General features: G+C 63.9%; 14 protein-coding genes and 1 riboswitch. Of the genes, 5 read left to right on the plus strand and 9 right to left on the minus strand.

All coding sequences use genetic code 11. The features are described from left to right. Positions 1-7 precede the first annotated feature (7 nt). From AMC88_RS13730 to AMC88_RS13745, 4 genes are all read right to left on the minus strand, one after another. A complete protein-coding gene (locus AMC88_RS13730) occupies positions 8-1,000 on the minus strand; it encodes a FecCD family ABC transporter permease (RefSeq protein WP_012484354.1) in 993 nt (330 codons plus the stop codon). A 41-nt stretch (positions 1,001-1,041) separates the two neighbouring features. Then, complete coding sequence (locus AMC88_RS13735; protein ID WP_064825432.1) at positions 1,042-2,046, minus strand: FecCD family ABC transporter permease; 1,005 nt, start codon at positions 2,044-2,046, stop codon at positions 1,042-1,044. Between the two features lie 18 nt (positions 2,047-2,064). Further along, complete coding sequence (locus tag AMC88_RS13740; RefSeq protein ID WP_064825433.1) at positions 2,065-3,030, minus strand: ABC transporter substrate-binding protein; 966 nt, start codon at positions 3,028-3,030, stop codon at positions 2,065-2,067. Between the two features lie 151 nt (positions 3,031-3,181). Continuing rightward, positions 3,182-4,276: an adenylate/guanylate cyclase domain-containing protein gene (locus AMC88_RS13745; RefSeq protein WP_064825434.1), complete on the minus strand. Its 1,095-nt coding sequence runs from the start codon at positions 4,274-4,276 to the stop codon at positions 3,182-3,184. 186 nt (positions 4,277-4,462) lie between these two features. On the opposite strand from AMC88_RS13745, the gene AMC88_RS13750 reads away from it, so the two are divergent. Then, positions 4,463-4,687 (plus strand): hypothetical protein, encoded by a 225-nt coding sequence (locus AMC88_RS13750; protein ID WP_064825435.1) that lies wholly within the window; start codon positions 4,463-4,465, stop codon positions 4,685-4,687. 80 nt (positions 4,688-4,767) lie between these two features. Here the strand turns inward: AMC88_RS13750 and AMC88_RS13755 are convergent, their stop codons facing one another. Next, positions 4,768-5,073 (minus strand): GCG_CRPN prefix-to-repeats domain-containing protein, encoded by a 306-nt coding sequence (locus tag AMC88_RS13755; RefSeq protein ID WP_004675543.1) that lies wholly within the window; start codon positions 5,071-5,073, stop codon positions 4,768-4,770. Between the two features lie 163 nt (positions 5,074-5,236). Next, positions 5,237-5,683, minus strand: coding sequence for an SRPBCC family protein (locus tag AMC88_RS13760; protein WP_012484358.1), 447 nt, complete (start codon positions 5,681-5,683; stop codon positions 5,237-5,239). Between the two features lie 252 nt (positions 5,684-5,935). Beyond that, positions 5,936-6,080, plus strand: a riboswitch (FMN riboswitch). Positions 6,081-6,160: 80 nt separating this feature from the next. Here AMC88_RS13760 and AMC88_RS13765 point away from each other — a divergent pair. Then, positions 6,161-6,595 carry a 6,7-dimethyl-8-ribityllumazine synthase gene (locus AMC88_RS13765; RefSeq protein WP_004675539.1) on the plus strand — a complete coding sequence of 145 codons (435 nt, stop codon included), beginning with the start codon at positions 6,161-6,163 and terminating at the stop codon, positions 6,593-6,595. 175 nt (positions 6,596-6,770) lie between these two features. Beyond that, positions 6,771-7,460 (plus strand): VOC family protein, encoded by a 690-nt coding sequence (locus AMC88_RS13770; RefSeq protein ID WP_012484359.1) that lies wholly within the window; start codon positions 6,771-6,773, stop codon positions 7,458-7,460. 111 nt (positions 7,461-7,571) lie between these two features. On the opposite strand, the gene AMC88_RS13775 is transcribed toward AMC88_RS13770, so the two are convergent. Then, positions 7,572-8,348, minus strand: coding sequence for a DUF1194 domain-containing protein (locus AMC88_RS13775; RefSeq protein WP_010025281.1), 777 nt, complete (start codon positions 8,346-8,348; stop codon positions 7,572-7,574). Positions 8,349-8,555: 207 nt separating this feature from the next. Further along, positions 8,556-9,458, minus strand: coding sequence for a LysR family transcriptional regulator (locus tag AMC88_RS13780; RefSeq protein ID WP_016733482.1), 903 nt, complete (start codon positions 9,456-9,458; stop codon positions 8,556-8,558). Between the two features lie 190 nt (positions 9,459-9,648). Here AMC88_RS13780 and AMC88_RS13785 point away from each other — a divergent pair, with 190 nt between their 5' ends. Together AMC88_RS13785 and AMC88_RS13790 are read left to right on the plus strand one after the other, a co-directional pair. Further along, the gene (locus AMC88_RS13785) at positions 9,649-10,374 is read left to right on the plus strand and encodes an SDR family NAD(P)-dependent oxidoreductase (RefSeq protein ID WP_010025284.1); all 726 of its coding nucleotides are present in this window, start codon (positions 9,649-9,651) and stop codon (positions 10,372-10,374) included. Continuing rightward, the gene (locus AMC88_RS13790) at positions 10,368-10,856 is read left to right on the plus strand and encodes a RidA family protein (RefSeq protein ID WP_010025285.1); all 489 of its coding nucleotides are present in this window, start codon (positions 10,368-10,370) and stop codon (positions 10,854-10,856) included. The genes AMC88_RS13785 and AMC88_RS13790 overlap by 7 nt, the downstream gene beginning before the upstream one ends. Before the next feature lie 60 nt (positions 10,857-10,916). Here the strand turns inward: AMC88_RS13790 and AMC88_RS13795 are convergent, their stop codons facing one another. Next, the gene (locus AMC88_RS13795; protein ID WP_016733485.1) at positions 10,917-11,456 is read right to left on the minus strand and encodes a Pycsar system effector family protein; all 540 of its coding nucleotides are present in this window, start codon (positions 11,454-11,456) and stop codon (positions 10,917-10,919) included. Positions 11,457-11,464: the final 8 nt, after the last annotated feature.

Raw genomic sequence — 11,464 nt, forward strand, 5'->3', positions numbered from 1 at the left:
TTCGGCCTCACATGGTTTTGCGCAGCAGCGCGAGCAGGAGCGGCACGCCGCAGACGGCCGTGACCACACCGATCGGGATTTCCTCGGCTTGGCCGAGCAGCCGGCCGATAAGATCACCGAGCGTGACGATGACGGCGCCGAGCACGATCGTCAGCACCAGCGACAGCAAGAAATTCCGTCCCGCCAGGAAACGGGCGAGATGCGGCACGACGAGACCGATGAAAACGACAGGGCCGACGGCGCCGACCGCGCTTGCCGCAAGCGCGCAGGATACCATCAGCACGAGCGAGAACTGTCTCTTATAGCCGAGCCCGAAAGAACGGGCGACGGATGCATCGAACTGCAGCAGCGTCAAGGGCCGGTAGATGACCGGCAGCATGGCGATCCCGGCGATGGTGAAGGGCAGCAGGAAGAGCGCGTGATCCCAGCTGCGGGCATAAAGGCTGCCCGACAGCCATTCGAGGATGATCTCGATACGGGCCGATCCCCAACCGGCGATGAGGCCGATCGCCACCGCATGCAGAACCGCCCCGACCGCCACGCCGCAGAGCGTGATGCGCAGCGCGCTGAGGCCGAGGCGGAAGGCCAGGAGATAGATGACGCCGCCGGCCAGCAGACCGCCGGCAAGCCCGGCCGCCGGCAGCCAGGCGACCGGCAGTTCGGCCAGCGTGTTCGAGCCGGGCTCGAAGATATAGACGGTGAAAAGCAGGAAGATCGTCACCGACAGCGTCGCGCCCTGCGACACGCCCATCAGCGACGGATCGGCCAGCGGATTGCGGGTGATCGTCTGCAGCAGATATCCCGCCAGCGAAAAATGAATGCCGGCCAGAATGCCGGTGGCGATGCGCGGCAACCGGATATCGAGAATGATCAGCCGCGCTTCCGCCGAGCCGCCGCCGATCAAGACGGCCGCGACATCGCCCATCGGAATATCGGCGACGCCGAGGAAGATCGCCGCTGCCAGCGACAGGACCGCCAACACAGCAAACACAGCGGCCATGCCGAAGCCCGGCGAAGAGGCCGATGTCGATGCCGGGGCGCTCATCGGGTCTCACCCGCTAGGCTCAGCCGCCCGCGCTGGACGAGATAGATGAAGACAGGGCCGCCAAGCAGCGCGGTGACGATGCCGACGGGCAGCTCGCGCGGGATGGCGATGCTGCGCGCCAAGACGTCGGCGACGGTGACGATCAGCGCGCCAAGGGCAGCGCAGAGCCCAATCTCCCATCCCGTGCCGCGCGGCTTGAGCAGCCGGGCGATGTGGGGAGCGGCCAGCCCCACGAACGCGACCGGTCCGGCGACCGGCGCGACGCCGGCGACCGGAAGGACGGCGAGAACGAGGATAAGCGGCTTCCACAGGCCGAGCTGCAGGCCCATGCCGGCCGCCGCATGATCGCTCAGCATGAACATGGCGATGACGCGCCGCAGCAAGAGCGCGCCGGCGACGCCGGCGATCGTCCAGGGCAGCATGTAGAAGAGATGCGACCAGGTGCGCCCTTGGAAACCGCCGGCAAGCCAGAAGAGCAGCGATGCCGATTGCGGCCCGGTCAAAAGCAGCACATAGGTGGTGATCGCACCCAGGAAGAGCGAGACGCTGACGCCGCCGAGCGCCAGCTGCAGCGGCCGCCCCTGCCCGCCATGCGACACCCAGAACGTCACCGAGGCTGCCGCAAGCCCGCCGGCAAGGCCGATGAAGGGATAATAGCCCGGCGATACCAACGGCAGGAAGACGAAACAGCAGACGATCGGCGCGACCGCCCCCGATGTGACGCCGGTGATGCCGGGATCGGCCAGCGGATTGCGCGTCAGCGTCTGCAGCACATAGCCGGAAACGGCAAGGCCCGCCCCACCGGCAGCCGCCGTCAGGCTGCGCGGCAGCCGCAGCGTCCAGACGAGAATGGATTCGACCTTGCCGTCGGGCGCCAGGAGCACGCGAATGACGGTCTCAATCGACAGCGTCTTGGCGCCGATCAGCAAGCCGAACATCGCCGCCAAGATGGCGGCGATGACGATGAGCCCGATGGCCATGAATGATTGCCGGGGGCTCATCGCCGGTCTGTCCCCGGCTTAGTTCTGCAGTTCGGCCGGGATCAGCTTGGCGGCTTCCGCCTTGACGTCGACGGCCGGGAACGTGTCGGGATAGAGGTAGTGCGCGGCCTCGCGCAGCACGATTTCGCGGGCGATCGGACCATTGGTCTCGACCCACTGGTCGCCGACATAGAACACCCGGTTGTTCTTGACCGCCGACAGCTGCGACCAGATCGGATTGCCTTCATGCGGACGATCCGGGCCGGAATCGTAAACGAAGATCACCTCCGGATCCTTCTCCAGCATGGTTTCGAGGCTGAGATCGATGCCGAACTCGCCGCCCGGCGTCTTCGGGCCGGGAATATTGTCACCGCCGATCGCAGCGACGATCGAGGCCGAAGTGTTTTCCGTGTGGAAGGCGAAAGGCGTTGCGCCGCCCCACATGATCAGAAAGCGCGGATGCTTGTCCTTGGGCGCCTTTGCGGCGAACTCCGCCAGATGCTTGCGGAAATCGGCGTTCAGCTGCTCGCCGCGCTCGGGCTTGCCGAGCAGCTTGGAAAGAGCGGCGGTCTCGCTGTAGCTCTCTTCGAGCAGCTCCATATTATAGGCGACGTAAGGCGCGATGTTCTGCAGCTGCGCGGCATTGCCGACCGTATAGCGGCGGATCGCGATGATCAGATCCGGCTTGGCTTCGGAGAGAAGCTCGAGATTGGGCTTGGCGCGCTGGCCGATCTGCTTCATCCCGGCGGTCAGGCCGAGCAGGAAGCCCGGCTCGCGGCCTGCCGTCATATAGGTGCTGGCGACCGGCTTAATGCCGAGCGCGAGCGCGACGTCGTCGGCGAAATAGGAAATCGAGGCAATGCGCTTCGGCTGCGCCGGGACTTCGACGGTCACGCCGCGGTCGTCGACGATCGAGACCGTCTTGTCTTCAGCATGCGCGGCGCCTGCCGCCAGGATTGCGGACATCCCCAGCACGGATAAAAATTTGCGCGTATATCGAGTCATGTTTGCCCCCATTCGATGTGCGCACAGGCTTTAGCCAAAAAAGAGGAGTTTCACAATCATGATTCTCGCCGGAGTTTCACGAAGCGGAGAAGGCCGCGGCCGCGAGTAACCGCCGCATCTGCTGCGCCTTTCGGCAGCATCAGCGCTGAGGTCAATCCTCGGGCAGGGTAAAGACCGCACAAGGATCGGCGATGCCACGCAAGGCGTGTTCTCCGAGCGGCACGAGCGCCGCTGTCGTGTTCGCCGCTACCGCGCCGGAGATCAGCACGCTGCGGCCGAGCGGCTTGCAGAGCCCCTCGAGCCGGCTGACAAGATTGACGGCGGGGCCGATGGCGGTGAAATCCAGCCGGTCGGCCGCACCGATGTTGCCCCACAGGATTTCGCCGAAATGCAGCGCGGCGCCGAAAGGCAGCGGCGTCAGCCCCTGCCCCTGGCGAACCTGGTCGAGATGGGCCATGCCGGCGCGGCTGGCGGCGATGGCCCTCAGCGCCGCCTCGCAGGCATCGCGGTCCCCCTGCGCCTTATCCGCGGCAGGCGTGACGGGGAAGATCGCCAGCACGCCGTCGCCGATGAATTTCAGCACCTCGCCGCCGAAGGCGTGCACGGCACCGGCGACGCGGTCGAACCAGGCATCGAGCGTGGTGATCATTGCGTGCGGCTCCGTCACTTCGGAGAGCGCCGTGAAGTCGCGCAGATCGGCGCAGAGAAGCGCCGCGCGGATGGTTTCGCCGGTGCCGCGCGCAAGCGCCCCCGCCTGCACCCGCGCCGCACTGCGCCGGCCGAGATAGGCTTCGAGCAGGGCGGCCCGCGCCTCCCGTGCCGCAAGGGCGGAGAGCGGGGCGGCGGCAAAGCGCGCCACGTCGCGCAGACGGTCCGCCTCGGCCGGGCCGAAAGCGCCCGTCCCCTTTTCATCGCCGATGCCCGCCCAGCCAAGCAGCGGGTTCTCCGGCGAGGCTCCGATCCTTTCCTCCCATACCGGCCCGAGCCCGGCCAGCCACTCGCGCCCGGCCTCGATGGGCGGGGCCGCGGCGAAGGCGAGCGCCTCGATTACGGCCCCGGTCTCCGCCCGCCAGAGCCAGGTGCGCCGCGCGATGATCGGATGCGGCACCGAAAGCGTCAGCGCGCCGCCGGCAAGCGGCAGACCGTCGCCAAGCAGCCGGCGCCCGAGCTCGGCGAGGAACCGTTCGGGACCGGGCGAGGCAGCGGCCTCGTCAACCAGCCAGGCAAGGGAAAAAGGCAGATCCATAATTTAGGATGACATCGCCGGCAAACCTCCGCAAGCCGACGCTTCCGCGCCCGCCTTCCCCTCGGCTTTCAGGCAACAACACCGTCAAATAATCCGTCACGTCGGTGGAAATCAGAAAAATAACACTTTAAACTTGCGCGGCTTTGATTCCAATGTAATGTCGGTCTCCGCGATTGAGGGGTTGCGATGGGCACGACATTCTGGCCGAAAGATCCGCTGGACGGAAAAGACATGACTCTGCTGACGTCGATCCTGCGGCGCTGGTGCGCGCGCTATGGAATCGAGTTTACGGCGGACGAAAGCCGTCTGAAGGCGAAGGAACTCGTCGAATGGTTCGAATTCGGCGTTAAGGATCCGGCCGAACTCGAAGAGCTGATCGACGGCAAGCACTGGCTTGTCAGCCGGATCTGAACATTGAGGCTCGAAATCTCGTGAAAAGAGGCCGGGCGAGATCGCGCCGGCCTCCATCGACATGCCTCTGATCGAGGCCCTTAATCGTCCCAGCGACGGTCGCGGTCCCAACGCCGCTCCTCGCGCCAGCGCGGACCATCCCAATAGCGGTGATGCCGCCGTTCCCAGCCCCAGCGCGGCGGGCCGCCATAGTAGGCCACCGGCGGCGGGCGTCGCCAGTTCCGCCGGCATTCGCCCCAGCGCGTCAGATGCCAACCGCGACCACAGGCGTAGTCGACCTGTGTGACATTGCTCTGAACTTTGATTGTCCCGGTCGGCATCGCCTCAGCTGTGCCGATCGAGAGGCTGCCAGCGAGCACGGCAGCCGCGATCAAAAGTACCTTCATCGAGAACTCCATTTCAATCCAGCCGCACCGACTCTAGGGCCGCCAAATTGAACCTGCGATGAATTGGGCGTTCATCTTTGCGGCCGCGCCAACCGCGGTCGCGGAGGCCGTCCCTTCAGTGACGAGAGGCCGTTGGACGTTTCGATGCCTTGCAAAAACCCGTTCATGTTCTGCCATAAAACGGATCGGGACCGGGGTCGCGTCCGGCGGCGACTTCGGTCAGCCGGCCGAGATAATGCGCCCAACCTTCCGCATGGCCGGCGCATTGCTCGGCACTCGGCAGACCGCTATGGGTCAGCCGCAGGAGCGTCCCGTCGGGCTGCTCGATCAGATCGATCTCGACCAGGCTCGAGCCCGGCGGCACCACCTCGCTGCCATCCCAGCCGAAACTGTAGGCAAGGCGATGCACCGGCACCACCTCGCGAAACGAGCCGCGCGCAAAGCGGGCGCCGGTGACGTTGACGAGATAGAGACCGCCCGGCTGCGGCTCGACCTGGGCCTCCGTCCCCATCCAGCGCAGGATCTTTTCCGGATCGGTCATCAGCGCGAACACCGCCGCCGGCGGCGCTGCGATATGCGCTTCGCGGTGAACGACGAAAGCTTCCGGCATGTCTCCCTCCCGTGGTGCGATGGCCTGCCCGCCTCATGCGGGACGGCGTGTCATGCTGGTTTGGCGTGAGCCCTCCTGGAAGGTAGGGGGAAGTGCGCGCTCAGCAAGACCTTCGGCTGAGGCCGCGCAACTCCCTTGCCTTTATTGGCGGGATTGCACGCTCAAGGCCTGGAATGATGGAGGTTGGGGGCCACCGCGGGTCTTCGACGACGAAACCCTATTGCCAGCCTCTCGCCTTGCCCCTATTGTCCGCGCCGTTCTCAGGGCGGGGTGGAAGTCCCTACCGGCGGTATGCAGTTTCAATTGCGAGCCCGCGAGCGCCTTCCATAAGGAAGGGTCAGCAGATCAGGTGAGATGCCTGAGCCGACGGTCATAGTCCGGATGAAAGAGAACGTGCGTTCCTGCTGCCCTCCCCGGCTGCCGGCGAACGTTCGTGATCGCCTTGGGTGACGTGTCTGTACGCCAAAGGAGATTACCATGACACCCACCCGTTATGCCTTCGTCAAAGCCGGCTGGCACGCCGATATCGTCGACCGTGCGCTCGAAGGTTTCCAGCAGCTTATTCCAGCTGAGCAGATCGACGTGTTCGATGTACCCGGCGCCTTCGAAATGCCGCTGCTGTCGCGTGATCTTGCCGCCACCGGCCGCTACAGCGCCGTCATCGCCGCCGCCTTCGTCGTCGACGGCGGAATTTACCGCCACGAATTCGTCGCCCAGGCCGTTGTCGACGGGCTGATGCGCGCCGGCATGGATACCGGCGTGCCGGTGCTGTCCGTTTCGCTGACGCCACATCAGTATCAGGAGACGGAACACCACACCCAGATCTACCGCGCGCACTTCGTCGAGAAGGGCCGCGAGGCGGCGCGGGCCGCCCTCATGATCGGCAAGACGCGCGCCGCTCTCGCCGCATAACCGCGGCGCGACGAACAGAAGGCGGCGGCGACAGCGCCCGCCGCCTCGCTGCGAGACCGCAGATACCCGCCACCCCAGACGGAAGAATTGATTCGACGCCCTCGCCGCGCTGTGATCCACTCGACCCCGACATGTATCGCCATTCTTAATGCGTCCAAACCTCAAGGAGCTGAAGATGAGCAATGCAATGCGCAGTGAACCCCCCATCGCAAATCCGAAAACGCGGCCTGTCGATACCAAGCTCGAGGTGGTCGTCATCCCCGTCTCCGATGTCGACCGCGCCAAACGTTTCTATGACGGCTTGGGCTGGCGGCTCGACGCCGACTTCACCAATGATGCCGATTTCCGGGTGATCCAGTTTACGCCACCGGGCTCCGGCTGCGCGATCATCTTCGGCAAGAACATCACCGCTGCGGCGCCCGGCTCCGCCCAGGGCCTTTATCTTGTCGTCTCCGACATCGACGCCGCCCGCCGCGATCTGATCGCCCGCGGCGTCGAGGTCAGCGACGTGTTTCATGACGCATCAGGCGTCTATGCCGGCAAGGACGAACCTTATCTCTTCGGACGGCTGAGGATCGCAGGCCGTGATCCCGAGCATCGCAGCTACCGCTCCTTCGCTTCCTTCAAGGATCCCGACGGCAACGGCTGGCTGTTCCAGGAAGTCACCACGCGACTGCCGGGACGCATCGATGCCGACGAGACGGCCTTCTCCACGTCGAGCGACCTGGCGTCTGCCCTGCGCCGCGCCGCCGCCGCCCACGGCGAACACGAGAAACGCAACGGCGGCAAGCACGACGAGAACTGGCCGGACTGGTATGCCGAATATATGGTCAACGAACAGGCCGGCAAGGAACTGCCGCTATAGGTGGGTCCAATAATACTTGCGGTTATCTAACGCCCCCTATGGGAGCGGCATCCTCCGGCGTCCCTCGTCCAGAGGCCCGCCAGCCAAAGGCGGAGCCTCGGCCCGCCGGCATCACCGCTCGAAAAACTCCCGCCACTGTTTCTCCCCGATCAGGCAGTCGGTGGCCGGCTCCGTGCCGGCGATCGGCTGTACCGTTGCCGGGGCAGACAGGCCGCTGATCTCCATCACCAACTTGCGGCGCACGGCGACGGCAAAGTCCTCGATCTTGCGGACCGGCAGCACGAAGGCGCCGGGGCCGCCGATGACGCAGTCGGCATAATATTTGTCCAGCCCGTCAGGCACATCGGAAGGCCGCAGCATGAGGGCGAGACCGTTGATGACCATGCCTGACGCCACCGCCTTGTCGCGGACGGGGGTGACGGGATTGCCGGAATTATTCGGACCGTCGCCGGAAACATCGATCACCTCCCGCCTCCCGCGGAAGGGGCTGGCAATGATCATGCTGACGCCCTGGGTAATCGCGGTGGAGATCGACGTGCGTCGCTGCGTGGCGATCGGCCGAGCGTCGATCCTGTCGGCAAAGGCGATAGCATCCTGCTCCGTCGCGATCACCTGCCAGTCGATCACCGAACCCTGGACGACATAACCCGCCCATTCAAAATAGCTGATGGCAATGCGGCCGGTGAGCCCGCCCCTCACCGCGTCGATGAATTCCTTGTGTTTCAGCGCTTCGACATAACCGTCGCGCTGGATGCCGATCTCTTCGAAATCCATCGACCGCGAAGTGTCGACGGCAAGCACCAGCGTCACGTCGACCTCGTTTGCCGCAGCCTGCGCCGTCGGCACGACACCGGAAAGACCCATGAGCACCGCAAGCGACGTCAGCATCGGCAGATCCCCGCGCCATTCTCAAGCCGGCAGACTGTACCACAGCTTGATCGGGGCCGGCCGCGCCGCCACGCGTTGAGCTTCAATTTTCGGTGATGGCACTCGGCTTTCTGAAGTTGTCGCGATCGGTCGCCTCCGATGATGCGTCGCGTGCATCCTTCAGGTCCCTTTTCCGAGCACCCCTCTCGCAACGCCAATCCCGCGATCTCAGTGCAATGGCAGCCACAAGGGGCTTTTCCACGCCTTCAGGGCATCGAGGAAGACCTGCAGCCGCAGGGGCAGGAAGCGGCGAGTGGGATAGACGGCGTGCACGAAGATTTCCGGTGACGACCAGTCCGGCAGCACGCGGACGAGCTCGCCTCTTCGGATCTGCTCGTCGCAATAGGTCGAAGGCAGGAGTCCGATGCCGTGGCCGCGATAAGTGAAGGCGCTGACCGCATCGAAATCGCGGCTCGATATCGGCCCCGATACGCGCAGATCCACCGATTTGCGGCCGCTGACGAGATGCCATTCGCCCTCACCGTTGCGGCCGTTCAGGAGCACGCATCGATGATCCTCAAGGTCCTCCGGCTTCGAAGGAGGCGCCCTGCCCTTGAGATAGTCCGGAGCGGCAACCAGATAGCGCACGCTCTTGCCGAGCCGCTGTGCGACGATGGTGGAATCCTTCAGTTCGCCGAAGCGGATGCCCAGGTCGATATTCTCCGCGACCAGATCGAGGAACAGATTGGTGACGAAAAGATCGATCTGTATCTCGGGGAAAACTTTTAGGAAATCGGAGATGAATTCGTAGAAGACCTCCTGGCCGAAGATAACGGGCACGGAGATCTTCAGGAGACCTTCCGGCTTCCTCTGCGTTTCGGTCAGCGCCTGCTCGGCATCGAGGAGATGGGAAAGCGGCTCGCTGCATCTGTTGTAATAGGCCCGGCCCTGCGCGGTGAGGCTAAGCTTGCGGGTGGTCCGCTGTATCAGCGTCACGCCAAGCTGCTCCTCGAGCGAGGTTACCTTGCGGCTGACGGTTGAAACAGGCATGCCGAGCGAATGGGCCGCGCGGCTGAAGCTGCCATACTGCGCCACCTTGACGAAAACAGCGATGTCATTGAGATCGGCCATGCTCCTATTTTTGCATTGATGCAAAAGAGAATCCAGATATTTCCATCTAATCGAGCAGTGCGGTTTTCGCCATATTCACCTTGCGAAAACAATCAACAACCCGATGGCGGCGCGATCGCAGCGGCCCCATCTCGAGCGACCCCGCCTGTGCATGGCCCGCGTTGCCCGAACCAGATCAATGGAGTTCAACATGACCAAGCAAAAGACTGTCATCGTCACGGGCGCCTCCCAGGGTATCGGAGCAGGCCTCGTCAACGCCTTCGTAGAGCGCGGCTACAACGTCGTCGCCACCTCGCGCCAGGTCAGCGCCTCGGATGCTCTCGAAGCTTCCGACAGGCTGGCCCTTGTCGACGGCGACATCGGTGATCCCGAGACCGCCTCGCGCGTCGCCAAAACCGCAATCGACCGCTTCGGCTCGATCGACGCGCTCGTCAACAATGCCGGCATCTTCCTGACCAAGCCCTTCATCGACTACACGATGACCGATTTCCGTAAACTCTCCTCGACCAATCTCGAAGGCTTCATCCACCTGACCCAACAGGTCATCCGGCAGATGCTGTCCCAGAAGACGGGTGGCAGCATCGTCAGCATCACCACGCCGCTGATCGACCATCCGATCGCCGGCTTCTCCGCCTCGGTTTCGATGATGACCAAGGGCGGTATCGACGCGATCTCCAAGAACCTTGCGATGGAATATGCAAGCGAGGGAATTCGCGTCAACACGGTCGCCCCCGGCGTCGTCGACACGCCTCTGCACAAGGACAATCCCAAGGATTTCCTGGCGACGCTCTCGCCGATGACGGGCATTTCCAATGTCGATGAAATTGTCGATGCGGTGGTCTTCCTGACCGAAGCGCCGCGTGTCACCGGGGAGGTGCTGCACGTCGACGGCGGCGCACATCTGGGCAAATGGTAACCGGGGCGAAAGCGCAGGCAGCCGGCGCGGAACGGCGGCTGCAGGAACGCGGCATCGTTCTGCCGCCGCCCCCGACGCCCTTCGGAGCCTATGTCGAGGCGACGAGGACCGGCAATCTGATCTTCTTCAGCGGCATGCTGCCGGTCGTCGGCCATGAGCCCCGCTATATCGGCCGCATCGGCGGCGCATTGACATTGGAAGACGGCCGCAAGGCGGCCGAGACGGCGACCCTCAGCGCACTCTCCGCCGCCAGGGATTATCTCGGTTCGCTGGACGGCGTCGTCAGGGTCGTCAAGCTTGGTGTCTACATCGCCACCGAAGGCGATTTCCGCGACCACCCGAAGGTCGCCGACGGGGCATCCGAACTGCTGCTCGAAATCTTCGGCAAGGAAAGGCTCTCCGGCCGTGTCGTCCTCGGCGTGGCCAGCCTGCCGCTCGGCATGCCGATCGAGATCGAACTCGTTCTCGAGGTCGAGGAGTGACGACGGATGGGGCGCCTCAGCGCGCCCCATCCCTATGCCTCAATAGGAGAGTGTCAGCTCTCACCCAGCCGCCAACAGCAGGACATAGGCAACGACGCTCACCATCAATCCACGAAAGGCGAATGTCACACAGCGATATTTGCTGCGCGCGATGCAGGAAAGAATCTCGGCATTTTCAAGATACTGGTCGAATAGATAGCGCTCGTCGCGCCGCAGCGCCGCCTCGAAAAACAGGTCGCGGTGCTTCGGCCAGGCGCCCCAGAAAAGCGAGGTCGAAGTGCCCAGACGACGGGGCAGCACGACGAGGATGGCCGAGAGGATGGAGAAGACCGAGGCTGCGGCAAGCAGGCCCGAAAACAGAATGCTTCCCGGCGCGCCCCCGATATAACGGGCAAGGCTGAAGACCGCCCTCACCTCGCTAGAGCTCACCAAAAAGGCGAGCATGAAAGTAAAGATATAGGCGGCCTTCTGATCGGAAATCTTGATCTGATCATAAAATATGTCGTTGATTTTCTTGATGTGGTCGAAATACTCGGTGCTGACGTCTCCGCTCGACGGGCTGCTCAGCATAACCTCCGTGGCATTTTCGAATTCGCTCACCTGAATAC

The sequence above is a fragment of the Rhizobium phaseoli genome (assembly GCF_001664385.1).
In the GTDB taxonomy this organism is placed as follows: domain Bacteria; phylum Pseudomonadota; class Alphaproteobacteria; order Rhizobiales; family Rhizobiaceae; genus Rhizobium; species Rhizobium phaseoli.

Excerpts from the sequence above, each read along its gene's own strand:
- AMC88_RS13730 (WP_012484354.1), bottom strand. The coding sequence starts at position 1,000 with ATGGCCGCTGTGTTTGCTGTGTTGGCGGTCCTGTCGCTGGCAGCGGCG.
- AMC88_RS13745 (WP_064825434.1), bottom strand. The coding sequence starts at position 4,276 with ATGGATCTGCCTTTTTCCCTTGCCTGGCTGGTTGACGAGGCCGCTGCC.
- AMC88_RS13760 (WP_012484358.1), bottom strand. The coding sequence starts at position 5,683 with ATGCCGGAAGCTTTCGTCGTTCACCGCGAAGCGCATATCGCAGCGCCG.
- AMC88_RS13750 (WP_064825435.1), top strand. The coding sequence starts at position 4,463 with ATGGGCACGACATTCTGGCCGAAAGATCCGCTGGACGGAAAAGACATG.
- AMC88_RS13785 (WP_010025284.1), top strand. The coding sequence starts at position 9,649 with ATGACCAAGCAAAAGACTGTCATCGTCACGGGCGCCTCCCAGGGTATC.
- AMC88_RS13735 (WP_064825432.1), bottom strand. The coding sequence starts at position 2,046 with ATGAGCCCCCGGCAATCATTCATGGCCATCGGGCTCATCGTCATCGCC.
- AMC88_RS13790 (WP_010025285.1), top strand. The coding sequence starts at position 10,368 with ATGGTAACCGGGGCGAAAGCGCAGGCAGCCGGCGCGGAACGGCGGCTG.
- AMC88_RS13780 (WP_016733482.1), bottom strand. The coding sequence starts at position 9,458 with ATGGCCGATCTCAATGACATCGCTGTTTTCGTCAAGGTGGCGCAGTAT.
- AMC88_RS13740 (WP_064825433.1), bottom strand. The coding sequence starts at position 3,030 with ATGACTCGATATACGCGCAAATTTTTATCCGTGCTGGGGATGTCCGCA.
- AMC88_RS13770 (WP_012484359.1), top strand. The coding sequence starts at position 6,771 with ATGAGCAATGCAATGCGCAGTGAACCCCCCATCGCAAATCCGAAAACG.
- AMC88_RS13755 (WP_004675543.1), bottom strand. The coding sequence starts at position 5,073 with ATGAAGGTACTTTTGATCGCGGCTGCCGTGCTCGCTGGCAGCCTCTCG.
- AMC88_RS13765 (WP_004675539.1), top strand. The coding sequence starts at position 6,161 with ATGACACCCACCCGTTATGCCTTCGTCAAAGCCGGCTGGCACGCCGAT.
- AMC88_RS13775 (WP_010025281.1), bottom strand. The coding sequence starts at position 8,348 with ATGCTGACGTCGCTTGCGGTGCTCATGGGTCTTTCCGGTGTCGTGCCG.